The organism is Bradyrhizobium sp. G127, assembly GCF_021502575.1.
GTDB lineage: Bacteria > Pseudomonadota > Alphaproteobacteria > Rhizobiales > Xanthobacteraceae > Afipia.
The window spans coordinates 237,767-261,171 of record NZ_JAKFGN010000001.1; the positions used below are offsets into that span (position 1 = coordinate 237,767).

27 protein-coding genes and 1 pseudogene are annotated in these 23,405 nt (G+C 63.9%); 13 read left to right on the forward strand and 15 right to left on the reverse strand.

Going from position 1 to position 23,405, the window contains the following annotated elements; all coding sequences use genetic code 11:
• Complete coding sequence (locus LVY71_RS01175; protein ID WP_235097389.1) at positions 1-1,410, reverse strand: TAXI family TRAP transporter solute-binding subunit; 1,410 nt, start codon at positions 1,408-1,410, stop codon at positions 1-3.
• A 180-nt stretch (positions 1,411-1,590) separates the two neighbouring features.
• On the opposite strand from LVY71_RS01175, the pseudogene LVY71_RS01180 reads away from it, so the two are divergent.
• A pseudogene (locus LVY71_RS01180) lies at positions 1,591-1,893 on the forward strand (4a-hydroxytetrahydrobiopterin dehydratase); the annotation flags it as partial.
• Positions 1,894-1,970: 77 nt separating this feature from the next.
• Positions 1,971-2,348, forward strand: coding sequence for a YkvA family protein (locus tag LVY71_RS01185; RefSeq protein WP_235097391.1), 378 nt, complete (start codon positions 1,971-1,973; stop codon positions 2,346-2,348).
• Positions 2,349-2,485: 137 nt separating this feature from the next.
• Here the strand turns inward: LVY71_RS01185 and LVY71_RS01190 are convergent, their stop codons facing one another.
• A complete protein-coding gene (locus tag LVY71_RS01190; RefSeq protein ID WP_235097392.1) occupies positions 2,486-3,460 on the reverse strand; it encodes an NADPH:quinone oxidoreductase family protein in 975 nt (324 codons plus the stop codon).
• A 303-nt stretch (positions 3,461-3,763) separates the two neighbouring features.
• Here LVY71_RS01190 and LVY71_RS01195 point away from each other — a divergent pair, with 303 nt between their 5' ends.
• The 6 genes from LVY71_RS01195 (at position 3,764) to LVY71_RS01220 (ending at position 8,998) form a co-directional block, all read left to right on the forward strand.
• A complete protein-coding gene (locus tag LVY71_RS01195; RefSeq protein WP_235097393.1) occupies positions 3,764-4,405 on the forward strand; it encodes an invasion associated locus B family protein in 642 nt (213 codons plus the stop codon).
• A 107-nt stretch (positions 4,406-4,512) separates the two neighbouring features.
• Positions 4,513-5,709, forward strand: a complete 1,197-nt coding sequence (gene rlmN, locus LVY71_RS01200; RefSeq protein WP_235097394.1) for a dual-specificity RNA methyltransferase RlmN — start codon at positions 4,513-4,515, stop codon at positions 5,707-5,709.
• Between the two features lie 171 nt (positions 5,710-5,880).
• Positions 5,881-6,351 (forward strand): hypothetical protein, encoded by a 471-nt coding sequence (locus LVY71_RS01205; RefSeq protein ID WP_235097395.1) that lies wholly within the window; start codon positions 5,881-5,883, stop codon positions 6,349-6,351.
• Positions 6,352-6,408: 57 nt separating this feature from the next.
• Positions 6,409-7,239, forward strand: coding sequence for a phosphatase PAP2 family protein (locus LVY71_RS01210; RefSeq protein WP_235097396.1), 831 nt, complete (start codon positions 6,409-6,411; stop codon positions 7,237-7,239).
• A 150-nt stretch (positions 7,240-7,389) separates the two neighbouring features.
• Positions 7,390-8,727, forward strand: a complete 1,338-nt coding sequence (argG, locus tag LVY71_RS01215) for an argininosuccinate synthase (RefSeq protein ID WP_235097397.1) — start codon at positions 7,390-7,392, stop codon at positions 8,725-8,727.
• Between the two features lie 31 nt (positions 8,728-8,758).
• The gene (locus LVY71_RS01220) at positions 8,759-8,998 is read left to right on the forward strand and encodes a hypothetical protein (protein WP_235097398.1); all 240 of its coding nucleotides are present in this window, start codon (positions 8,759-8,761) and stop codon (positions 8,996-8,998) included.
• A gap of 42 nt (positions 8,999-9,040) precedes the next feature.
• Here LVY71_RS01220 and LVY71_RS01225 read toward each other — a convergent pair whose 3' ends face one another.
• On the reverse strand, positions 9,041-9,658 hold the full coding sequence (locus LVY71_RS01225) for a TetR/AcrR family transcriptional regulator (protein WP_235097399.1): 618 nt from the start codon (positions 9,656-9,658) through the stop codon (positions 9,041-9,043).
• Between the two features lie 248 nt (positions 9,659-9,906).
• On the opposite strand from LVY71_RS01225, the gene LVY71_RS01230 reads away from it, so the two are divergent.
• Positions 9,907-10,863, forward strand: a complete 957-nt coding sequence (locus LVY71_RS01230; protein WP_235097400.1) for a homocysteine S-methyltransferase family protein — start codon at positions 9,907-9,909, stop codon at positions 10,861-10,863.
• Between the two features lie 54 nt (positions 10,864-10,917).
• Here the strand turns inward: LVY71_RS01230 and LVY71_RS01235 are convergent, their stop codons facing one another.
• Both LVY71_RS01235 and LVY71_RS01240 read right to left on the reverse strand, forming a co-directional pair.
• Positions 10,918-11,067, reverse strand: coding sequence for a hypothetical protein (locus LVY71_RS01235; protein ID WP_235097401.1), 150 nt, complete (start codon positions 11,065-11,067; stop codon positions 10,918-10,920).
• Entirely contained in the window at positions 11,064-12,152 is a 1,089-nt protein-coding gene (locus LVY71_RS01240; protein WP_235097402.1) for a GlxA family transcriptional regulator, read from the reverse strand. Before LVY71_RS01240 ends, LVY71_RS01235 begins: the two co-directional genes overlap by 4 nt.
• A 127-nt stretch (positions 12,153-12,279) precedes the next feature.
• Between LVY71_RS01240 and LVY71_RS01245 the strand changes: the two genes are divergently transcribed.
• Both LVY71_RS01245 and LVY71_RS01250 read left to right on the forward strand, forming a co-directional pair.
• Positions 12,280-13,326 (forward strand): class I SAM-dependent methyltransferase, encoded by a 1,047-nt coding sequence (locus tag LVY71_RS01245; RefSeq protein ID WP_235097403.1) that lies wholly within the window; start codon positions 12,280-12,282, stop codon positions 13,324-13,326.
• A gap of 61 nt (positions 13,327-13,387) precedes the next feature.
• Positions 13,388-13,639, forward strand: coding sequence for a hypothetical protein (locus tag LVY71_RS01250; protein ID WP_235097405.1), 252 nt, complete (start codon positions 13,388-13,390; stop codon positions 13,637-13,639).
• Positions 13,640-13,724: 85 nt separating this feature from the next.
• Here the strand turns inward: LVY71_RS01250 and LVY71_RS22915 are convergent, their stop codons facing one another.
• Positions 13,725-14,777, reverse strand: coding sequence for an OmpA family protein (locus tag LVY71_RS22915; RefSeq protein WP_349629871.1), 1,053 nt, complete (start codon positions 14,775-14,777; stop codon positions 13,725-13,727).
• Positions 14,778-14,851: 74 nt separating this feature from the next.
• On the opposite strand from LVY71_RS22915, the gene LVY71_RS22920 reads away from it, so the two are divergent.
• Entirely contained in the window at positions 14,852-15,589 is a 738-nt protein-coding gene (locus LVY71_RS22920; protein WP_349629872.1) for a hypothetical protein, read from the forward strand.
• Positions 15,590-15,794: 205 nt separating this feature from the next.
• Here LVY71_RS22920 and LVY71_RS01260 read toward each other — a convergent pair whose 3' ends face one another.
• The gene (locus LVY71_RS01260; protein ID WP_235097408.1) at positions 15,795-16,028 is read right to left on the reverse strand and encodes a hypothetical protein; all 234 of its coding nucleotides are present in this window, start codon (positions 16,026-16,028) and stop codon (positions 15,795-15,797) included.
• A gap of 28 nt (positions 16,029-16,056) precedes the next feature.
• Complete coding sequence (locus LVY71_RS01265) at positions 16,057-16,539, reverse strand: pyridoxamine 5'-phosphate oxidase family protein (protein WP_235097410.1); 483 nt, start codon at positions 16,537-16,539, stop codon at positions 16,057-16,059.
• A 150-nt stretch (positions 16,540-16,689) separates the two neighbouring features.
• On the opposite strand from LVY71_RS01265, the gene LVY71_RS01270 reads away from it, so the two are divergent.
• Positions 16,690-17,067, forward strand: coding sequence for an MAPEG family protein (locus tag LVY71_RS01270; protein ID WP_235097412.1), 378 nt, complete (start codon positions 16,690-16,692; stop codon positions 17,065-17,067).
• Here LVY71_RS01270 and LVY71_RS01275 read toward each other — a convergent pair.
• The 7 genes from LVY71_RS01275 to sdhC all read right to left on the reverse strand — a co-directional run bounded on the left by LVY71_RS01275 (position 17,060) and on the right by sdhC (position 23,345).
• Positions 17,060-17,449 carry a VOC family protein gene (locus LVY71_RS01275; RefSeq protein ID WP_235097414.1) on the reverse strand — a complete coding sequence of 130 codons (390 nt, stop codon included), beginning with the start codon at positions 17,447-17,449 and terminating at the stop codon, positions 17,060-17,062. The two genes, LVY71_RS01270 and LVY71_RS01275, sit on opposite strands and share 8 nt — an antisense overlap.
• A gap of 45 nt (positions 17,450-17,494) precedes the next feature.
• On the reverse strand, positions 17,495-18,298 hold the full coding sequence (locus LVY71_RS01280) for an FkbM family methyltransferase (RefSeq protein WP_235097417.1): 804 nt from the start codon (positions 18,296-18,298) through the stop codon (positions 17,495-17,497).
• Between the two features lie 58 nt (positions 18,299-18,356).
• Entirely contained in the window at positions 18,357-19,604 is a 1,248-nt protein-coding gene (locus LVY71_RS01285; protein ID WP_235097419.1) for an adenylate/guanylate cyclase domain-containing protein, read from the reverse strand.
• A 174-nt stretch (positions 19,605-19,778) separates the two neighbouring features.
• On the reverse strand, positions 19,779-20,567 hold the full coding sequence (locus LVY71_RS01290) for a succinate dehydrogenase iron-sulfur subunit (protein ID WP_235097421.1): 789 nt from the start codon (positions 20,565-20,567) through the stop codon (positions 19,779-19,781).
• A 139-nt stretch (positions 20,568-20,706) separates the two neighbouring features.
• On the reverse strand, positions 20,707-22,530 hold the full coding sequence (gene sdhA, locus LVY71_RS01295; RefSeq protein ID WP_235097423.1) for a succinate dehydrogenase flavoprotein subunit: 1,824 nt from the start codon (positions 22,528-22,530) through the stop codon (positions 20,707-20,709).
• A gap of 3 nt (positions 22,531-22,533) precedes the next feature.
• Complete coding sequence (gene sdhD, locus LVY71_RS01300) at positions 22,534-22,953, reverse strand: succinate dehydrogenase, hydrophobic membrane anchor protein (protein WP_235097424.1); 420 nt, start codon at positions 22,951-22,953, stop codon at positions 22,534-22,536.
• On the reverse strand, positions 22,950-23,345 hold the full coding sequence (gene sdhC / locus LVY71_RS01305) for a succinate dehydrogenase, cytochrome b556 subunit (protein WP_235097427.1): 396 nt from the start codon (positions 23,343-23,345) through the stop codon (positions 22,950-22,952). The genes sdhD and sdhC overlap by 4 nt, the downstream gene beginning before the upstream one ends.
• Positions 23,346-23,405: the final 60 nt, after the last annotated feature.

Here is a 23,405-nt window from a genome sequence, read left to right on the forward strand (position 1 = left end):
TCAGGCGACGTGGCTGCGCACCGGCGGCACGACCTTCGACCCCATATCGAGCAGGAAGGTCTTCCGGTCGGCGACGGCGTTGTGGAATTGTTCGAGCGCGATGCTGAATGCAGTCAGCGAGCCTTCCTCGATGGCGCCGTCCTCGAAGCAATGCAGCGTATCGCGCATGATCTCGTCGGCCTCCGCCTGCATACCGTCGAGTTCGTCGATCGAGGTGGACTTGCGCGCGGCGGTCAGCATTTCCAGCAGGCGCTCGCGCAGGCCTGAATTGGTGACGCGCTCGTCCTTGCGCAGATAGCTCGCAAACCACGCGCCCGCCGAACCCAGCGCGGACAGCGCCATCAGGCTGCCCCAGATGTAATCGCTGTATTTGTCGAGGAAGGATTTCTCCTCGCCATCGACATAGGCGGCAGCACCCGGATGGGCCGGAATCGCGGCGTCCTTGTCGGTGTCGGGGGTTTCCAGCTTGGCGGTCTGCGGAAATTCATTCTGCACGGCCTGACGGATGGAGAACAGTTCGCGCGTCAGTGCGCCGACGGTGACTTCCGACAGCGATTTCCGCGCCACGATATGGTGCGCGAAGCTGATGGTGTCGATCTTGTCCTCGGGCCGCACCGGTTTCGCGCCGAAGGTGCCGGCAGGAATCTCGCCGGATTCGTAGACCGGATATTTCTGCGCGATGGCGTCGGCGGTATCGAGCGTCAGGAACGTGGCTGTCTTGCCGTCGCGGGTGGTCGCGGCGATGGCGTCCGCGGTGATCTTGCTGTTGAGCGGACCCACCGCGAGGAAGGCGTCGAGCTTTTCGTTCTTCACCGCGTCGGCGAAACCGGTGGTGGTGAACTGGACAACCTGGACGCTTTCCGGCTTCACGCCGGACTGGGTGAGGATCACCTTCAGCAGATTGACGTTGGCCTGGGTGCGGCCGATCACGCCGACGCGCTTGCCGGCAAGCTGCTCGATCTTGGTGATCGCGCCTTTCTTCTTGCCGGTGCCGATGGCCCACAGCACCGCGAAATTTTTGCGGATGCTGGCGACCGCCATTGCATCCTTCGGCAGTTCGGTATCGCCGCGGATCACGGCGAGATCGGTGGTGCCGGCGTTGAAGCTTGCAGCGCTTGCGCTGGTGCCTTCGGTTACGATCGGACGAAGTCGGACATACTTGCGGTCGCGCGACAGGGTCTGCGCGATCGACTGAATGACCTTGACGTCATCGCTGTAAGGAGGTCCGACCGCGATCCGCAGATGAACCGGGCGGTTCAGGTAATAGATCGTGCCGCCCACCGCCGCGACGGTCGCCAGCACCGCGGCGACGATCATCATCATGGCCTTCATCTTGTGAGGCCGCGGCGTGCTGGCCGGGCGCAGCCCGTCGCCGGCCGTCGATCTGGAAAACATGTCGCTGAAGCTCATGGTCCACCGCGCCTCCCGGCATTCGTCCTATTATACCAGATGTGCAGATGTTTCGCAGGTTCCATACCGTCATGGTTAGCGACCCGAGCGCGGCTTTTCCGTGACCCGGCCGGGACCCATTACCGTTCATATTCGTTTGAAGGGCGGGGGCGGCAGTTCTAACCTCCGGCTAAAGCAAGGGAGAAGGCGATGGTTGAACGGCTTACCGCTGATGCGCGCCGCGCGGCGCTGGCGAAACTGACCGGCTGGTCGGAGGTGCCGGCCCGCGACGCCATCGTGCGGACGTTCACGTTCAGGGATTTCAATGAGGCGTTCGGCTTCATGACCCGCGCCGCGCTGGTGGCGGAGAAGAGCGACCATCATCCGGAGTGGCGCAACGTCTACAAGACGGTGGAGGTGGTGCTGTCCACCCACGACGCCGGCGGCGTCACCAGCCGCGACATCGCGCTGGCCGAGGCGATGAACCGGCTCGCGGGTGCATGATCCCGATCTTGTGATGGCGCGCGCAATCCTTAACTAGAGCCTGCGGCGCTGTCAGCTCCGCCTGAGGGACTTGAACCATGACATCCGACCACACGGCCCATTTCGAGCGCGCGGAAAAGCTCGCGAAGGATCCGGAGCGCGTGCGCAGGAATTTCTGGATCAAGCTCAAGCGCGTCGCGGTGAAACTGCCGTTCGCGGAGGATTTGCTGGCGGCGTATTACTGCGCGTTCGACCGGGAGACGCCGCGCCATGTGCAGGCGGCGCTGTTAGGTGCGATCGCCTACTTCGTGCTGCCATTCGATTTTCTTCCCGACATGCTGCCGGTGCTCGGCTTCACCGACGACGCGGCGGTGCTCGCCACCGCGATCCGCATGGTGTCGAGCCACATCACGCCGGCGCACCGCAAGGCCGCGCACGCGGCGATGACGTGGGGACTGGAAGAGGCGGACGCGTAACTGATTCTCGAAATCAAATACCGTCATGGCCGGGCTTGACCCGGCCATCCACGACTGCTCGGCTTGTCTCCAAGACGTGGATGCCCGGCACAAGGCCGGGCATGACGAGTTGAGAGATAGAGTTGCGGCTTAAACTCTCACGGATGCAGGATCACCTTGCCCATGGCCTTGCGCTCGGCAAGCACCTTGAGCGCGTCGGTGGTCTTTTCCAGCGGGAAGGTGCTGTCGACATGGGATGAAATCTTGCCCTCGGCGGCCCACTTCATCAGCTTCTCGAGCGCGGCGCGGCCCTGCTTCGGCTCGCGCTTCATGTGCGCGCCCCAGAACACGCCGCGAATGTCGCAGCCCTTGAGCAGTGCGAGGTTGAGCGGGATTTTCGGAATATCGCCCGCGGCGAAACCGATCACCAGGAAGCGTCCCTTCCATCCGAGCGAGCGCACGCCGATTTCGGCATAGCTGCCGCCGACCGGATCGAACACGATGTCGATGCCCTTGTCGCCGCCGACCCGCTTGAGCGCTTCCTTCAGATCTTCCTTGGCGTAGTTGATGGTGAGATCGGCGCCGTGCTTTTTCGCAAACTCCAGCTTCTCGTCGCTCGATGCGCAGGCGATCACTTTGAGGCCAAGCACCTTGCCGAGTTCGCAGGCAGCTAAGCCGACGCCGCCGGCGGCGCCGAACACCACAAGCGTCTCGCCGGGCTTCGGATCGGCGCGGTCTTCCAGCGCATGCAGCGCGGTGCCGTAGATCACGATGACGCCGGCGGCGCGGTCGAAGTCGAGCGCGTCGGGAATCTTCACGATCGAATTCGCGGGCAGCGCGATCTTCTGGCGCGCGCCGTTATGTCCGCATGAGGCTGCGACGCGATCGCCCGGCTTGAGATCGGTGACGCCGGCGCCGACGCTCTCGACCACGCCCGCGATCTCGGCGGCCGGCGAAAACGGAAACGGCGGCTTGACCTGATACTTGCCCTGAATCATCAGCAGGTCGAAGAAATTCAGCGCCGCCGCCTTGATGGCGATGACAGCTTCGCCGGGACCCGCGACGGGATCAGGAATATCGCTCAGCACGAGATCGTCGGGACCGCAGTACTGCGAGCAGAGAATGGCTTTCATCGAAACACCTGACGTTCAAGGAAGTAGGCGGACTTCATGCCGGATTTGGCGGGGCGCGACAATCTGAATCGCGCGCGGCTTGCGTGGTATAACTATGTTTGAAACAGTGCGGCCGCTAAGTAAGATGGGTCGCGCGATCCGTCGCCGGTTGCTGCGTGCGGTCGCGCCGGTTTTCACCGGCGGCTGCGGCAAAGCGCGGCGGCGGGGGTTAACTTTCCGACAAGCGGTTTGGGGTCTATTGCACATCCCCACGCAACGGCGAGCCATCTTCCAGTCACAATATTGAAGGAACGAGTTCCGGTGATGTCCTTGCAGCGAACGATGGTCATTCTGGCGGCAGCCTTGCCGGTTTTCGGCTTTGCACATGCCGCCTCCGCGCAGACGCCGCCGAGCAAATCCGCCAAACCCGCGCCGAAAGCTGCGGCACCCGCCAAGCCTGCGCCGAAGAGCGCTGCGCCCGCCAAGCCCGCTGCCGCGCCAGCCGTGGCCGGCAATGCCGAGCCGTCGCTGATTGGACAATTCGGCACCTGGGGCGCCTACACCGCGACGCCGAACGGCAGGAAGGTTTGCTTCGCGCTGGCCAAGCCCGGCTCATCGAAGACCAATCCGCCGAACCGGCCGCGCGATCCGTCCTATGCGTTCATTTCGTCGCGTCCCGGCGAGAAGGTCTCGAACGAAGTCTCGATCATGATCGGCTACACGCTGAAGCCCGGCTCGGAAGGGTCGGTGGAGGTCGGCGGGTCGCGCTACGCGATGTACACCCAGGGCGACGGGCTCTGGATCAAGAATGCGGCCGAGGAAGATCGCCTCGTGGAGGCGCTGCGCAAGGGCGCGGACGCCGTGGTGAAGGGCGTCTCCGCCAAGGGCACCGAGACCATCGACACCTTCCCGCTGAAGGGTCTGGCGCAGGCGCTGGATAAGCTGGCGCAGGAGTGCCGGCGCTAAAGACGGGTCGCAATTGCCCGGTATTGGCTCTATATAGCGGGTTACGGAGCCCAGGTTCCGTCACGCCCGGCCCTGTGCCGCTGCAATTTCCCGAGACACGTATCGATATGACTATGACCGAAGCGACCGGCGTCCTCGAAAAGACAGCCATTGAAACCTACGTGCCGCCGGCCAAGCCGTCGCTGGTCGGGCTGTCGCGCGAGGAACTGGCCGAACGTCTCGGCGAGATCGGCGTCGCGTCAGGCCAGCGCAAGATGCGCGTGCAGCAGTTGTGGCACTGGATGTATGTGCGCGGCGCGCAGACCTTCGCCGACATGACTAACGTGTCGAAGGACATGCGCGCGCAGCTCGAACAGCATTTCACCGTGGACCGGCCCGAAGTCGTCGCCGAGCAAATCTCCAACGACGGCACCCGCAAGTGGCTGCTGCGCCTGCCAGGCGATGCCGCCGGGCGCGCGCACGAGGTCGAGTGCGTCTACATTCCTGAAACCGACCGCGGCACGTTGTGTGTGTCGTCGCAGGTCGGCTGCACGCTCAACTGTTCATTCTGCCACACCGGCACCCAGCGGCTGGTGCGCAATCTCACCGCCGGTGAAATTCTCGGGCAGGTGATGGTGGCGCGGGATCGTCTGAATGACTGGATCGACCGCGAGACGCCGAACGGTAATCGCCTCGTCACCAACGTCGTGATGATGGGCATGGGCGAGCCGCTGTACAATTTCGATGCGGTGCGCGACGCGCTGCTGATTGTTTCAGATAACGAAGGCATCGGCATTTCCCGCCGCCGCATCACGCTCTCGACCTCCGGCGTGGTGCCGAACATCGCGCGCACGGGAGATGAAATCGGCGTGATGCTGGCGATCTCGCTGCATGCGGTGCGCGATGAGCTGCGCAACGAGCTGGTGCCGCTGAACAAGAAATATCCGATCAAGGAACTGCTGGACGCCTGCCGCGCCTATCCCGGTTCGTCGAACTCGCGCCGCATCACGTTTGAATACGTCATGCTGAAGGGCGTCAACGACTCGCTCGACGATGCCAAGTTGCTGGTCAAGCTGCTCAAGGGTATTCCCGCCAAGATCAATCTGATTCCGTTCAATCCGTGGCCGGGCACGAAATATGAATGCTCGGACTGGGACCAGATCGAGAAGTTCTCCGAATATGTCTTCAATGCGGGTTATTCGTCGCCGGTGCGCACGCCGCGCGGACGAGATATTCTGGCCGCCTGTGGACAGCTGAAATCGGAAACTGAGAAGCTGTCGGCGCGCGAACGTCAGGCGCTGCGCGCGATGGCGATGACGGATTGAAGTGGATGGGCCTTGCTCGCAACTTGCTCCGTCGTCATGGCCGGGCTTGTCCCGGCCATCCACGTCTTGGGCTACGGACGCAAGAAAGGCGCGGATGCCCGGCATAAAGCCGGGCATGACGAACGAGAGAATTGTGCTCGTTGTTGAGATGCTAAAGTGACGGACTGACTCATGGCTTTGATCGGACGATTGTTCGCGGTGTTCTTCGGTTTCCTCGCCGCATGCATTGTTGCGAGCATCGTGGTGCTGTGGGCACTGTTCTTTCCGGAGGTGAGCGACATGTCGCTCGATGTCGATCAGGGCGCGATCAACATGGTGCTTGGATTCGGCTTTATCCTGGTGAGCGGATTCGCGCTGCTGCCGGCGGCGATCATCGCGCTGATCACCGAGGCGTTTTCGATCCGGCACATTCTGGCCTATGCGGTCGGCGGCGGCCTCGCCGGCCTGTTCTGTTATCTCGGTTTCATTCCGTTCGACACCGTGAACATGACATTCAACGGTATCGTGCGGCGGCATCTGGAAGTGATGGTCGGCGCGGGCGTTCTCGGCGGCGTGGTGTACTGGCTGATCGCCGGGCGCAATGCCGGCGGCTGGCGCGCCACCACGGCCGCGCCGCCGCCATTGCCGCCGCTCCCGCGCTAACGTTAACGCGGCGATGCGCCGCTTTTCATCGATGATCCCCTCGGCTAAACACCGGCCATGAACCGCACCGGCCTTATCATCGCGCTCGCGATCTCGCTTGCTTTCGGCTTGCTGTTCGGGCTTTACCCCGAACTCGATCTGAAGGTTTCCGCGTTTTTCTACAACGCAGCCACCAGGACATTTCCGATGAAGGACGTGACATGGGCGGCGTTTTTTCGTGATGCCGCGATGTGGATCGCGTGGGGATTCGTGGTGCCGTCGATCGTGGCCCTGATCGTCAAGCTGATCCGTCCGGTGAAGCCGCTGATCATGTCGGGCCGTGCCATGGTGTTTCTGATCGTCACCATGCTGCTCTGCGCCGTGGTTCTGTCCAATGTTGTGTTCAAGGGATATTGGGGCCGGCCGCGTCCGGTGCTGGTGACGGAGTTCAACGGCAAGCTCGAGTTCAAGCCGTGGTGGGACCCGCGCGGTGCCTGCCCGACGAATTGCTCGTTCTTCTCCGGCGAAGGCGCCACCGCGTTCTGGACCTATGCCCCCGCGGCGCTGGCGCCGCCGGCGTGGCGCCCGCTGGCCTATGTCGCTGCCACGGCCTTCGGCATTTTGACCGGCGGTCTGCGCATGTCGTTCGGCGGACACTTCTTCACCGACGTGCTGTTCTCCGGCACCGTCTCGTTCATCGTGATCTGGCTGGCCTATGCCCTGATCTATCGCTGGCCGTCGACGCGGCTCACCGATTACGGCATTGACGCGTGGCTGACGCGCTTCGGCTGGCCGGGCTACCGCTGGCGGCAGAAGCTGCTCGGCCGCGATGTCGGGGATTCGCCGCGCATGAGGCCGGTGGCGGAGGACGCCGCTGGCGAGACCGGCGCGCCGGTGCTGCGGCCTTAGCGCTCCATCGTCGTCCCTGCCGGGCCTTCCCATCACGCCTCAATCTTTCTATACCGGCACGTCAGCCGCCAATAGACGCGTTCCCGGCCGCGCGAGGTTTGTTCGTCGCGCATCCAGACCGCCACACAAAACTGCCCGAATGGACGTTCGATGACGACGATTCTGAAGAGCCTTCCCAAAGGAGAAAATGTCGGCATCGCTTTCTCGGGCGGGCTCGACACCAGCGCGGCGCTGCTTTGGATGAAGCAGAAGGGCGCGCGCGTCTTTGCCTATACGGCCAATCTCGGCCAGCCTGACGAGGCCGACTACGACGAGATTCCGCGTAAAGCGCGTGAGTTCGGCGCCGAGAAGGCGCGCCTCGTGGATTGCCGCACGCAACTGGTTCACGAAGGAATTGCCGCGATTCAATCCGGCGCGTTCCACGTCTCGACCGGCGGCATCGCCTACTTCAACACCACGCCGCTCGGCCGCGCCGTGACCGGCACGATGCTGGTCTCCGCCATGAAGGAAGACGGCGTCAACATCTGGGGCGACGGCTCGACCTACAAGGGCAACGATATCGAGCGGTTCTATCGCTACGGCCTGCTGACCAATCCGCAGCTGAAGATTTACAAGCCCTGGCTCGATCAGCTGTTCATCGACGAACTGGGCGGCCGCGCGGAAATGTCGGCGTTCATGACCGCGCATGGTTTCGCCTACAAGATGAGCGCCGAGAAGGCGTATTCGACCGACAGCAATATTCTCGGCGCGACGCACGAAGCCAAGGATCTCGAACATCTCGACAGCGGCATCAAGATCGTCAATCCGATCATGGGCGTTCCGTTCTGGCGTGACGACTGCGCCGTCAAGGCCGAAAAGGTCTCGGTGCGATTTGTCGAAGGTCAGCCGGTTGCGCTGAACGGCAAGACCTTTAGCGATCCTGTCGCGCTGTTCCTCGAGGCCAATGCCGTCGGCGGACGGCATGGCCTCGGCATGAGCGACCAGATCGAGAACCGGATCATCGAGGCGAAGAGCCGCGGTATCTACGAGGCGCCGGCCATGGCGCTGCTTCACATCGCCTATGAGCGTCTGGTCACCGGCATTCACAACGAAGACACCATCGAGCAATACCGGATCAGCGGCATGCGGCTTGGCCGCTTGCTCTATCAGGGGCGCTGGTTCGACTCTCAGGCCTTGATGCTGCGCGAAACCGCGCAGCGCTGGGTGGCGCGCGCGATCACCGGCGAGGTGACGCTCGAACTGCGCCGCGGCAATGACTACTCGATCCTCAACACCGAGAGTCCCAATCTGACCTATGCGCCGGAGCGGCTGAGCATGGAGAAGGTCGAGGATGCGCCGTTCACGCCGGCCGATCGCATCGGTCAGTTGACCATGCGCAACCTCGATATTTCCGATACGCGCGGCAAGCTCAATCTCTATACCAAGACCGGCTTGCTGTCGGCCGGCGAGGGCTCGCACATCCCGAAGCTCGATAACGACAAGAGCTGACACGCGGCTCAAATCGGAAGCGGGAGTGCACATGGGCTGGGAGCACATTGCTGCGGACGGCGAGATCTTCACGCCGCATCGATATCCGAACGGACTCTTCCGTGTGGCCGATCCCGCTTTGGGTGACGTCAAGCATCACGCCAAGAATCAGCTTTCGGTCCGGGAGGACCAGATCGAGGGCTATTTGCAGAAGGGTTTCCTGCTGCGCATGAAAGGCGATGTTGCGGGTAAAGTGGTTCTCATCGCGCCGGATGACATCAAGCGGACCTGAGAAGGCTTGCGCGTTGTATCTGCGATGACGCGTTTCCTCGCGTCACGCCTGCACCGGTGAAAACACCAGCTTCACGAAACTGCGGAACACCAGAATCTGCCGCTCGAGGCGGCGCGGATCGTTCAATGTCTTCGACATGATGATGCCGCCGTCGACGATGCATGACATGGTGTCGGCGAGATCGCCGAGATCGATCGGCTCGCGCGGCGGATGCACCGCCGCGATGCCGTCGAAGATCGCGCGGAAGCGCGCATTCCAGCTCCGCACCGAGTCGGCCGTGAGATCGCGCACCTCGCGGTCGAACAGCCGCTCCTGATAGCAGATGCTCGCGATCAGGCAGCCGGGATGGCCGTTCGGCAGATCGGCCATGATCTCCGCGAGCAGTTTCAGCGAAATCAGAAACGCCTGCAGCGGATCGTCGGACAGTTCAGCACCGCGCGCGAAGATGTCGTCAAACATCCTGTCGTTGGTATCGACATAGCGGCGCACCATTTCGCGGGCCAGCGCGTTCTTGTCCCTGAAGTGATAGAAGAAGCCGCTCTTGGTCAGCCCGGCTTCGGCAATCACCTCGTCGATGGATGTGGCGCCGAAGCCTTTGGCCAGCACGGCGGACTCGGCGATTTCAAGAATGCGCTCGCGTGTCGCTTCGCCCTTTCCCATCCGCGCCTCCGGTCAAATCAGCAACAAGACCTGCAATAAAACTGTACCGCCGGTACGGTTTTGCGCGCGCGCATCGTCGCGCGCCCCGCCGGCCGGTCGATCAAACATCTGATTTTATAGCACTTCGGGGCGGCGGCTTCAGCCGTACCATAAGGATTCTAGCCGCCCGCGACATCTTGCGGCATCTCTCCAGCCCAATCGACCGAGCCGTCGTCCGACGAACGGACCGGACAAGCTGGAGATATGCGATGGCCAAATATCGGAACGACCTGCCGCAGCGCCGTGGCGGGACTTTTCTCACCGACGGCGGCATGGAAACGACGCTGATCTTTCACGAGGGGGTCGAGCTGCCGCACTTCGCCTCGTTCGTGCTGATGGATACGGCGCAGGGCCGCGCGCTGCTGGCGAAGTATTACGAGTCCTATCTCGCCATCGCCCGCCAGCGCGGCGTGGGCTTCGTGCTCGACAGCCCCACCTGGCGCGCCAATCCGGACTGGGGCGCCAAGCTCGGCTACGGTGCCGATGCGCTGAAGGCGGTCAATATGAGCTCCATCGCCTTTCTCAAGGGCCTGCGTGCAAAATGGGAGAGCGCGGAGATGCCTTGCGTCATCAGCGGCGCGATCGGACCGCGCGGCGACGGCTACAAGGCGGGCAACATGGAGGCAGATGAGGCCGAGGCCTATCATGCCCCGCAGATCGAAGCCTTCGCCGAGGCCGGCGCGGACATGACGACGGCGTTCACGCTCAACACCATCAACGAGGCCATTGGCGTCGCGCGCGCGGCCCGCAACGCCGGTCTGCCCTGCGCCCTTTCGTTCACGGTGGAAACCGACGGCCGTCTCGTCAATGGCGAGAGCCTGTGCGAAGCCATCGAGACGGTGGACCGCGAGACGCAGAACGCGCCGGAATATTTCATGGTCAACTGCGCCCACCCGGTCCATTTCGAGCAGGCGTTGCAGGCGGGCGAAGCCTGGGTGGCACGCGTCCATGGCGTCCGCGCCAATGCGTCGACCAAGAGCCACGCCGAACTCGACGAGTCCGAGACGCTCGATGCCGGCGATCCGCTCGATCTCGGTGAGCGCTACCGCGCGCTGCGCCGCTCGTTTCCGGGGATGCGCATTCTCGGCGGCTGCTGCGGCACGGACCATCGCCATGTCGCGGCCATCTGCGAGGCCTGCATTCCGCCGCGTGCGCTCAGCGCTTGAGGCGGGATGCGGACCGCGTGTGAGAGAACAAAAGGAAATTGAAGAATGCGTGTGTCATTTCATGCCGGATCGCCCGGCGCGATCCCGTCCGGTTACCGCATCGCTGCGGCGATCCTGCTGCGGCGGATTGGACGCGCGATCGACAACTGGGTCGCCGGAATCATCGCCCGCCGCGAGCGGGAAGTCGTAAGCTCGATGCTTCATGGCTTCAGCGATACCGCTTCGCCTCCGCGCGGGCCGCTTATCGCAGTTGAACCGCTTCGCGCTTTTTGCAGGTCCATGTTCGCGCTTCGGATGACATCGGGCGGCTGAAGTTTGCGCCGATACTCGCCAGGACCCAGACCGGCATATCTGCGAAACAGCCGGCGGAACGACGCCGCGTCCTCGTAGCCGACTTCGCGGCCCACGGCCTCGACAGCCATATCGCTCGTCTCCAGAATCTGTTTTGCCTCCTCGATTCTCAAAGCCTGGATATAGGCTAGCGGCGAATAGCCGGTCGCGGCCTTGAACCGCCGGTCGAACGTGCGCTTGGGCAGCGACGACTCTTCCACGAGCTTGGTGACGATATCGGGCTTGTCGTAATTCTGAGCAATCCATTGCTGGCAGCGTTCGATGATTGCATCTCCATGGTGTGCGTTCTGAAGCATGGACGCGTAGGGCAATTGTCCGTCGCGATGCCACTGATAGAGGAACAGCTTCGATAGCCGGACGGCTTCTTTGGTCCCGCCGTGCTTGGCGACAAGAAGCAGCGCCAGGTCCTGCCATGACGATGCTCCACCGGAGCATGCCACCCTGTGCCCCTGTCCGGTCTGAACGAGCAGCCGGTCGACATGCAGGGTCACATTGGGATACTGCTCGCGAAACAATGGCGCGTAGGTCCAGTGCGTTGTTGCCTCGCGTCCGTCCAGAATGCCGGCTTCGGCCAGCACCATCGAACCGCCGCAAGCCGCATAGATCTGCGATCCGTGCGCGTTCATCGCGCTGATCCATTCCAGCAGGTCGCGATCCAGAGCCCGCAGCGCTTCCGGCGTTTCAACAATGACGTTCGGCACGAACACGATGTCGGTCTGCTCGACATCGGCGATGCTGTCCTGGGGAATGATGCTGACGCCGGTCACCAGTTGCAGGGGACCGTGATGAGCGCCGACGATCCGCGGCTCAAACAGCGGTTCGGACGGCCCGCCTCCCATGAAACGCCCGGCGGCCCATAGCGTGTCGAACACGCCGTAAACGATCGACGGGTCGCATTCCGGAAAGACAACGATGCTGACGTGAAAAGGCTTTTTCATCGCTTCAGCCGAATGGCCCAAATGGCTCTAAAGCGGCCATTCTGCCTCTCACCTTGTGGGCGGCCAAGTTCTATCTCACCCCGCGATCAAATATCGCACTCGAACCCATTTCAGAAAAGATCAGATCATGACCCTCGATATGACCAGACTCGAGCCTTTGCTCGGCACCGTTGTGAATGAAATCGGCGCTGCGTCCAATGCCGCGCTCGTGATCCTCGGCGACAAGCTCGGACTGTTCCGGGCTTTATCTGCTGGCCCCATGACGTCGGATGAACTGGCGAAAAAAACCGGCACGCATGAGCGTTACGTGCGCGAGTGGCTGTCGTCGCAGGCCGCCTCGGGATTTGTCACATACGACGCCGAGGACCACAGGTTTTCGATGTCGCCGGAGCAGACCGCGGTTTTTGCCGACGAGAACAGTCCCGTGCTGATGACCGGCGGCTTTTTTTCACTGAGTGCAATCTACGCCGATGAGCCGAAGCTTGCGGATGCGTTCACGACCGGCAAGGGACTCGGCTGGGGGGAGCATTGCAATTGCCTGTTCTGCGGTGTGGAGCGCTTCTTCAGGCCCGGCTACAGGACGCACCTTGTCGCGGAATGGCTGCCCGCTATGGACGGCGTTGTCGCCAAGCTAGAGCGCGGCGCAACCGTCGCAGACGTCGGTTGCGGGCACGGCGTATCGACGCTGCTGATGGCGCAGGCATTTCCGAACTCGGAGTTCGTTGGCATCGACTTTCATGATGCGTCGATCGCACATGCACGAAGCCATGGTCATGGGTTGAAGAATCTTCGTTTTCAGGTGGCGAAGGCGCAGGATTTTCCCGGCTCCGGTTTCGATCTCGTGACGATGTTCGACGCGCTGCATGACATGGGCGATCCGGTCGGCGCGGTGTCCCGGGCGAAAGATGTGCTCAAGCCCGACGGCACACTGATGCTCGTTGAGCCCATGGCGGGAGACAGCCTCGCGGAAAATCTCAATCCGGTGGGCCGCGTCTACTATGCGTCCTCCACGAACATTTGCGTTCCGACCTCGATGAATCAGGAAGTAGGCAGGGCGCTCGGCGCGCAGGCCGGCGAGAAGCGGCTTGCCGACGTCATCCGCGAGGGCGGGTTCGCCAGCGTCCGCAAGGTGGCTGCTACACCCTTCAACATGGTGCTTGAAGCGAGGCGTTAAGCACCTCGGGGCGGCATCTGCTGGCCGGCCACTGCGACCGACACAACCAAAGGAGCAGGCAATGAGCATTGTATTTTATGCCGGATCGCCCGGCGCGATCCCGCCGGGTTACCGCATCGCTGCGGCCATCCTGTTGCGGCGGATCGGACGCGCGATCGACAACTGGGTCGCTGGCATCATCGCCCGCCGCGAGCGGGAAGTCGCAAGCGCGATGTTTCATGGTTTCACGGAAGGCGCGCCACAGGATGCCGGCGTGCCGAAAAGCGAGATCGATGCCGTCCCGGCGCAGGCCGCGGACGACATTGGGAGATGAGCGAGCGTCTTTTTCCGCCCGCGCGGCGTCATAACAAAAGGCCGGGATTGCTCCCGGCCTTTTCAGGTTTCGCTGCGGTGAGGGATTAACGCGGCGTGGCGTTGGCCTCGCCGCCGTTGAGCAGCGGCGTGATGTTGCGCACGGTGACGCGGCGATTGCGGCGTTCGGGTCCGTCCGTCGGCACCTTGAGATACTGCTCGCCGTAGCCTTGCGACGTCAGGTTTTCCGCCGGCACGCCGAACTGCTGGGTCAGCAGGGTTGCTGCTGATTCCGCGCGCCGGTCCGACAGCGACAGGTTGTCGACATCGTTGCCGACCGCGTCGGTGTGGCCCTCGATCAGGAACACCGTCTGCGGATTCTGCTGGATCGTGCGGTTGATGCCGTCCGCGATCACCTGCAGCCGTCCGGCCTGATCGGGCGGAATCTCCCACGATCCGGTTTCGAAGACGATGGTGTCGAGATCAATCGACGGCATGCGCTGGCGCACCGACGGGCTGTAGCGGATTTCATCGAGCGTATAGGCACGCTCGATGCGCTCCACCGGCGGCGCCATCATCGTGTCGTAGATCAGATCCGGCGGCGCATCTTCCGCCTCCACGATGTAGCGGTTCTGCGGAATGCGCAGCACCGGCGGCGGCAGCGAGACGAAGTAGCCGCCGATGGCACCGGCGACCACACCGGCCGCAAGGCCCGCGCCGAAGCCGGGTCCGCGGCGGTTGTCGATGATCACCACCTCGCGGCCATCCGGTCCGCGGCGGCTGCGGCGCAGCAGGCCGCCACGATCGTCGCTGAGGGTGATGATCTGCGTGCCGTCGGGGCGGACCACGATGGTGCGGTTGTCGTTGCCCTGACGATCGACGCGCACGTCACGCGCCCCGTAACGGAAGCGGTCGACGTCGTTGTGACGCACGAACGATTGTCCGTTCGGATCGCGCACGATGACGCGGCCCGGTTCAGTGATGATGGTTCGGCCGCCCTCGGTGCGTTCCTGGCGCTGGCCGCGGAAGTCATCCATACGTCCGACCGGCCGCATGCCGGGCTGCTGTACCGGGATCGGTGTCGCCTGAACCGCAGGGGCGGGCGGCAGCGGCGCTGCGATGGGCGCGGTGGCCGGAGCAGTTGGCGTACCGGCGGGCATTCCCGGCGGTGGGCCAAGGCGCTGGCCGCGCCGTCCGTCCGGGGTCGGCTGCCCCGGCGCAGGCGGTTGCCCTGGTGCCGGAGAAGTTGCCCCTGGCGTTGCAGGTACTGCCGATGGCGCTGCGCCATTCGGCGCGGGCGTACGCTGCGGTGTCACGTCGCGAACGCCGGGCGCGACCGGAGGCGCGTTCAGAGGACGCGGTGCCGCAGGCGCGGTCGACGGCGCACCAGCAGGCGGTGTCGCCGTTGCAGGCGCGGGGGCTGCGCCCGGTGCGGGAGCGGGTGCAGGAGGAGGCGGAGCTGTCCGCGCGGCCGGAGGCGGTGGTGCGGTTGGAGCGGCCGTCGGCGCGGACGGTGCTTTCGGAGCCGCGGCTGGAGGCGGCGAAGGCGGAGGAGCCGCTTTCGGTGCTGCAGGAGGCGGCAGAGGCGCAGCCTTCGGTGCAGCCGGCGGTGGTGGCGGAGCGGGACGCGCTGCGGGAGGCGGCGGCGGGACAGGACGCGCAACAGGCGGCGGTGGAGGCGCTGGGCGTGCCGCAGGTGGCGGCGGCGGAGCGGGACGTGCAGCCGGTGGCGGCGGCGGAGCAGGACGCGCTGCGGGTGGTGGAGGAGGAGCGGGACGCGCGGCCGGCGGCGGCGGCGCAGGGCGCGCGGCAGGCGGCGCGGGTGGAGCCGCTTTCGGCGGAGCCTTCGGCGCGTTCGGATCGGCCGGGGCCGGGGCGGCGGCCTGCGCGACGACGAATGGCGACGTCTCGGCATGCGCGGGCATCTGCGAGAGTTGCACCGCGGCGATTGCAGTCGTCGTCAGCAGAATGAGTCGAATGTTCTTCATGATGACCTTATGGGTGAGAAGAAAACACAGCAGCCGGTGAGACCGCTGTCGCGCGAAAGTGTCCGTCAATCAGCCGATAGTGATTAGGCGGCAGCAATGTGGCGAAGCGCATCGATGCGCCAACTATTTTGATTCCAAACGCGAATCGGCGCGCGAGAATGAATGCACGTTAATCGAACGAGATAAAAACTACATCGGTCCCGGCGGCTGTCGCGGTGCACCGGGTCCGCGCACAGGCGCTTCCTCCGGTGTGTCCGGTGGAAGCTCGCGCGGCGGGGCGGGATCGGCGGGATCGTCGATCACGGGAGGAATCTCCGGACGCGGATTGCCGGGCGGACTTTCCTGCGGCGGCTCCGTCGGCGTGCCCGGCGTCGGCGGAGGAATGTCGGGCGGATCGCCCACGCCGGGAATCTGATCCTGCATTACATCATCCTTGCTCACCTGAGAGGCCTCACATGGCGACCTTGCGGTTCTCGCCGATGTCGGGACGGCTGCCGGTCGCGGCCGCCACCGCCATCTTGACCGTGCTGACGATCTTGCCGGGCGTGTCCCAGTATTCGGCCTGGGTCGGCACCACCTTCAGTACGCAGATGTTCGGGTCGTCGGGCGACTCCCACCAGGCCTTCGCCCACATCGTCCAGAGCTCCTTGATCTTCGCCCGGTCGTTCGACACCGAGGCCTCGCCGGTGATCGAGACGTATTTCTGGTCGCCCGGATCGGCGAAGGCGAGGCACACGGTGGAAAATTTCCGGATGTCGTCGTCCTTGTGATGACGCCGGTCGGCGAGAAAGTAGAACGCGTTCTCGTCGCGTGCGCAGTGCGCGCTCATCGGCCGCGAATGCGGATTGCGGCCGTCCCAGCTCGCCAGCATGGCGATGGAGATTTTTTGCGCAAGCTCCCATACGCGGTCGGTGTCCCTGGATGTGTCCGCCATCGGTTATCCTTCTGTTTGTTTCGACGGGACAACGGATGCCGCACAGGGATGTTCCGGATGGACGCCGCGCGCTCTCGCCCGGTTCCGCATATTGACAGCGCGGCGAAAAGCCCCGGAGAGTGGTGGAACAAACCTCGGGGAGATTGTCGGATGCCGCTGGCTTACTGGTGCGTGCTGTTCGCGGCGCTGCTGCCTTATGCGCTGGCGAAATACGCCAAGAGCGGCGCTCCCAGCGACAACCGCTATCCGCGCGAGGACTACGACAACCTGCCGCCGAAACACCGCCGCGCCTATGCCGCTCATCAGAACGCGCTGGAGAGTTTTCCGTTCTTCGCGGCGGCGGTGCTGATCGCGGTCACAATGGGCGCGCCGCCTGCGATGGTGAACCTGCTCGCCGCGCTCTACATCCTGCTGCGCGTCGCCCACGCGCTGTTGTATGTCTTCAACAGGCCGCCGCTGCGCTCGGCGGTGTTCGCCGCGGCGATGGCGGTCAATGTCGTGATCTTCGTGTTGCCGGCGTTCAGGTAGGCGTGTGGCAGACGGCCTCGATGTTGTGACCGTCGTGATCGAGCACGAACGCGCCGTAATAATTCGCATGATAGTGCGGGCGAAGTCCCGGCGCGCCGTTGTCGCGCGCGCCCGCGTCCATCGCCGCCTTGTAGAATGCATCCACCGCCGCGCGGGTCCTGGCGACGATCGCGATATGCAGCGGTTTGCTGAGAGCGCCTTCCCCGCCGATCCAGAAATCCGGCTTGCCGCCTTCGCCGAAGCCGGCCGCGGGGTGTCCGCCCGGATTGATGTCGCCGGGCATTTCCATCACGATGCTGTAGCCGAGCGGCGCCAGCGCTTTCAGGTAGAACGCTTTGGCACGCTCGTAGTCGGAAACCGGAAAACCGATGTGATCGATCATGCGTGCCTCCTGCATGTAGAGCATCTCACGCAATGAGTGTTGCGCTTATCTCCGTACCAGCAGCGTGTTGCTGCGGGTCTTGCCTGCCACCGCATAGCCGCGCGCGATCATGCCCTTGATGCAGTCTTCCTGCCACGCCTTCTGCTCGAGATGTTCGATGGCGACGGCGGCCGGCCACAGCGCCTGCGGTGCGTCGCGGAAAAACGGCGTCAGCACGCGGTCCTCGTAGCCCTCGACGTCGATCTTGAGCGCGTCGACATGGGTGATGCCGTTGTCGTTCAAAACGGTGAGCAGTTTGTACGACGGCACCTCGACGTCGCCGGTGGCGGAGACATGACTGGCGCCGAGATTGCCGCCGTCTGTCTCGATCTTCAGCGTGCCGTCGGTGTCGCCCGCGGCGCCCTTTACCAAAGTGAGATTGCTCAGTTGCGAGGCCTGTGCGTTGAAGGCAAGCCGCGCGCCCGCGCTCGGCAGCGGCTCGATGGCGATGACGCGGCCGCCAGCGCCAACGTGCTTCGCCAGCGCCACCGCATAGGTGCCGACATTGGCGCCGACATCGATGAACACGCCGCCCTTCGGGACGTGCTCGCGCAGAAAATCCAGCTCGGGCAGATTGTAGTCGGGATTGAACAGCGCGCCGCGTTCGGTGCCGCTGGCCAGATGATGCAGCCGGAACGACGCGCCCTGATAGGTCGCATCGACCGGCCCCGGGCCGAGCAGGTGGACGAGGCGGGACAGCCACGGCCGGAACGCACCGCGCTTGAGGCCGGAGCCGTGCGCGGCGGCGATCACCGCGCGTTGCAGCGCGTTGGGGGCATAGCTGCCGAAAGGTTTTTGATCTTCGCTCATGCGCCAGTCATCGCGCGGGTCAACGGAGGTTTCAAGAACTCATTCTCAACGGTCTTGCTCAACGGTCTTGCAGATAGCGCTCGAACGGACTGGCGGCCTGCCCTTCGGCCCTGATTGCGGGGTCGAGCGTGTACAGTTCCTGCGCCCGTCCGATGCCGCGCAGCGCGAACCGGCCGGTCGATACGAAGTGGCCGTTGCCGGAGCCCAGGCCGTCCAGAAACGCCGAGGAGACGAGAAGCTCCCGCTCGATGGAGCGGCACATCGACGCGATGCGGCTGACTTCGTTCACCGCCGGACCGACCACGGTGAAATCGAGCCGGTCCTCGCTGCCGATATTGCCGTAGAACACTTCGCCGACATGCAGTCCCACATAGGCGGTCGTGATGGGCCTGTTCTCGGAGGCGCGCCGCGCGTTGACGGTCTGGATGTTTTTCCTGAACTGATTTTCCGCGCGCAGCGCCGCGCGCCGTGCGGCTTCCATGTCGTCGGCATTGAAGATGGCCAGCACGCCGTCGCCGATCAGCTTGAGAACATCGCCGCCCTGGTCGTGAATCGCGCCGATGGCGGCGTCGGCGTAGTCGTTGAGAAAGGGGATGAACTCGGCGGGATCCATCGCCTCGCCGATCGCGGTCGAACCGCGCAGATCGGAAAACCACAGCACCGCGTTGATGCGGTCCGCGACGCCGCGGGAAATGCGCCCGCTCAGCACGCGCTCGGCGGCGTCCCGGCCGAGATAGACGTGGCCGAGCGTGCGCGCGACACGGGCGTGCGCCGCCGATTTCACCGCCAGTCCCAGCAGCGGCACGAGATCGCGCATGGCGCCGAGCGCATCGTCATCGAAGCCGTTGTGACGCCGCGTGCACCAGAGCGAATAGACACAATCCATTTCGCCGATGATTCCGGCGTCCCCGAACCGGTGGATGAATGCCACGAAATGCCTGTGGCCGTCGTTCGCGAGGTTCGAGGTTATTCTGAAGGCCTGCTCGTCGCCGATGCAAAGCTCGTTCTGGCCGTTCCGAAGCATGGCGTAGAACGGCGAGCGCTGCCAGCTTTCGGCGGCTTCGCCTTCGCGGGTCGACCCGTATTCGAAGGCGTCGGCCTCGTTCGATTCGACGTCGTTCCAGCGAAAGCCCCTGCCTTCGAAAATCGGATCGAGGGTGTCGATGAAAATGAGGCCGCGCGACAGCTCCAGTCCGGATGTCCTGCAGCGTTCGCAGAATTCGCGGACGAGATCGGCCTCCGCCACACCGGAGAGGCCGGCGCCGGTGAGCCAGTTCATGATCTCGATGCGCGAGGGCAGGTCCATCCGGATTGAGCTCGTCAGTCGAAGCAGATCGCGCGTGCCAGCCGCATATAGTAGCCGTCATGGCCGGGCTTGTCCTGGCTCGATGCATCTGCCGGTTGGCGTCAAAAATGCCGATGCCCGGCGCGAAGGCCGGGCATGACATAAAACATTTGCAGATGACGCTGGAACCGGCGGTCAGACCTGCCGTTCGACCATCTTCAATTTGAGGTCGGCGATGGCTTCCGACGGGTTGAGACCCTTCGGGCAGGCCTTCGCGCAGTTCATGATGGTGTGGCAGCGATAGAGCCGGAACGGATCTTCCAGATTGTCGAGCCGTTCGCCGGTGGCCTCGTCGCGGGAATCCTTCACCCAGCGGTCAGCGGCAAGCAGAGCGGCCGGGCCGAGGAAGCGGTCCGAATTCCACCAGTAGCTCGGGCATGATGTGGAGCAGCAGGCGCACAGGATGCACTCGTAGAGACCGTCGAGCTTGGCGCGGTCTTCCGGCGACTGCCGCCATTCCTTCTGCGGGGTGGCGGTGGTGGTATGCAGCCACGGCTCGATGGAGGCGTACTGCGCGTAGAAATTTGTGAGATCGGGCACAAGGTCCTTCACCACCGGCTGGTGCGGCAGCGGGTTGACCTTGATCGGGCCGGCTTCGACTTCGTCCATCGCGCGGGTGCAGGCCAGCGTATTCTGGCCGTCGATGTTCATGGCGCAGGAGCCGCAGACGCCTTCGCGGCAGGAGCGGCGGAAGGTCAGGGTCGGATCGACGTTGTTCTTGATCCAGATGAGGGCGTCGAGAATCATCGGGCCGCAGTCGCCGGTATCGACATGATAGGTGTCGATGGTCGGGTTCTTGCCGTCATCCGGATTCCAGCGATAGATCTTGTATTCGCGCAGCTTGTCGGGCGCCGCGCCGGCTGGCTTCGGCCATTCCTTGCCGCCGCTGATCGTGGAATTTTTCGGCAGTGTGAACTGAACCATGGTCTCGCCTCTGTCTCTGCTGCGTCATTGCCGGGCTTGACCCGGCAATCCATCTTCCAGTGTGATGGTGCGCGGGCATAGGCGTTTTTAGAACGCCGTTCTTCGAACGGCTATGCCCGCGCATGACAAATCAGTGCCCTCAGTACACGCGCGCCTTCGGCGGAATGTACTGAACGTCGTTGGTCATCGTGTAGTTGTGCACGGGGCGGTAATCGATGGTCGAGGTGCCCTTGCCGTCGATCCACGACAGCGTGTGCTTCATCCAGTTTTTGTCGTCGCGCTCGGAGAAGTCCTCGCGGGCATGGGCGCCGCGGCTTTCGGTGCGGTTGGCGGCGGAGTCCATTGTCACCACGGCCTGCACGATCAGGTTGTCGTATTCGAGGGTTTCCATCAGATCCGAATTCCACACCAGCGTGCGGTCGGCCACGGAAATGTCGCCGATGCCGCCGTGAACCTTGTGGATCAGCTCCTGGCCTTCCTTCAGCACGTCGCCGGTGCGGAACACCGCGCAGTTGTTCTGCATCACGTGCTGCATGTTGTCGCGCAGCTTCGCGGTCGGTGTGCCGCCGGACGCATGGCGGAAGTGATCGAGGCGGCCGAGCGCCAGTTCGGCGGAGTTGGCGGGCAGGTCGGGCTGCGAGCCGTTCGGCGTCAGCTTCTCGGCGCAACGCAGCGCTGCGGCGCGGCCGAACACCACGAGGTCGATCAGCGAGTTCGAACCCAGACGGTTCGCGCCATGGACCGAGACGCAGGCCGCTTCGCCCACCGCCATCAGGCCCGGCACAACCGCGTTGTCGTCGCCGTCCTTCTTGGTGACGACTTCGCCGTGATAATTCGTCGGGATGCCGCCCATGTTGTAGTGCACGGTCGGAATCATCGGGATCGGCTCGCGGGTCACATCGACGCCGGCGAAAATGCGCGCGGATTCCGAAATGCCCGGCAGGCGCTCGTGCAGAATCTTCGGATCGAGATGGTCGAGATGAAGGAAGATGTGATCCTTCTTCTTGCCGACGCCGCGACCTTCGCGGATTTCGATGGTCATCGCGCGTGAAACGACGTCGCGCGAGGCGAGGTCCTTGGCGGAGGGCGCATAGCGCTCCATGAAGCGCTCGCCCTCGGAATTGACCAGATAGCCGCCTTCGCCGCGGGCGCCTTCAGTGACCAGACAGCCCGAGCCGTAAATGCCGGTCGGGTGGAACTGAACGAACTCCATATCCTGCAACGGCAGGCCGGCGCGCAGCACCATGCCGCCGCCGTCGCCGGTGCAGGTGTGCGCCGAGGTGCACGACGCATAGGCGCGGCCGTAGCCGCCGGTGGCGAGGATCGTGGTCTGGCCACGGAAGCGGTGGATGGTGCCGTCGTCGAGCTTGAGCGCGATCACGCCGCGGCACACGCCCTGGTCATCCATGATGAGGTCGATGGCGAAGTATTCGATGAAGAATTCCGCCGAGTGGCGCAGCGCCTGGCCATACATGGTGTGCAGCATGGCGTGGCCGGTGCGGTCGGCGGCGGCGCAGGTGCGCTGGGCCTGGCCCTTGCCGTAGTCGAGAGTCATGCCGCCGAACGGGCGCTGGTAGATCTTGCCGTCTTCAGTGCGCGAGAACGGCACGCCCCAGTGTTCGAGTTCGTAGACGGCTTCCGGCGCGTGACGCACCATGTATTCGATGGAATCCTGATCGCCGAGCCAGTCCGACCCCTTCACGGTGTCGTACATGTGCCAGCGCCAGTCGTCCTTGTGCATGTTGCCGAGCGAGGCGGAGATGCCGCCCTGCGCGGCCACCGTATGCGAGCGGGTCGGGAAAACCTTGGTGATGCAGGCGGTGCGCAGTCCCGCCTCCGAACATCCGACCACCGCGCGCAGTCCGGCGCCGCCGGCGCCGACAACGATCACGTCAAAGGTGTGGTCTTCGATCGGGTAAGCCTGCCCGTTCGCGGCAGGCGCGCTCTGGCCGTTCGACGCCATCGATTAAACTCCAGACGACAGTTTGATGATGGCGTAGATCGATGCGAGACCGACCGCGGCCGAAAAGAAATTGTTGGCGATGATCGCCGCGAGCTTGGTCTTCTCGTCGGTGACGTAATCTTCCAGCACCACCTGCATGCCGATCTTCATGTGCCAGACGCTGGCGATGATGAAGAGGATCATGATGATCGCGATCAGCGGCGAGCCGAGGATCTGCGCCGCGCCGGCCTGATTGCGGCCGAGCAGCGACAGGATGACGATGATGACCGGCACGAACAGCAGCACCATGGCGATGGCGGTGATGCGCTGGCGGAAGAAGTCCGAGGTGCCGCCCTTGGCGGAGCCGAGTCCGCGGACGCGGGCGAGCGGCGTGCGCATGGAGTGCGATTTTTTCGGATTGCCGTGGGATTCCTGCACGCTCATCGTCCGCCTCCGACCATGTAGGCGACGATCCACACCACGATCGTCAGGGTGATGGAACCGATCAGCGCCGCGCGGGTGAGCCATTCGCGCTCGGACGGGCCGAAGCCGTAGCCGAGATCCCAGATCAGGTGGCGGATGCCGCCGAGCATGTGATGCAGCAGCGCCCATGTGTAACCGAACACGATGACGCGGCCGATCCAGCTCGAGGTGAAACCCTGGATATTGGCGTAGGCGCCGGGGCCGGAGGCGGTGGCGATCAGCCACCAGGCCAGCAGCAGGGTGCCGACATAGAGCGCGATACCGGTGATGCGGTGAACGATGGACATCGCCATCGTCAGCGTCCAGCGGTAGGTCATGAAAGGTGAAAGCGGACGGTCGATCCTTGGAGCCATGGGCGACTTTTAATGGTTTGCGGCAGAAAAACGCTGCCGACTTCTTGTGCGGGATCGCTT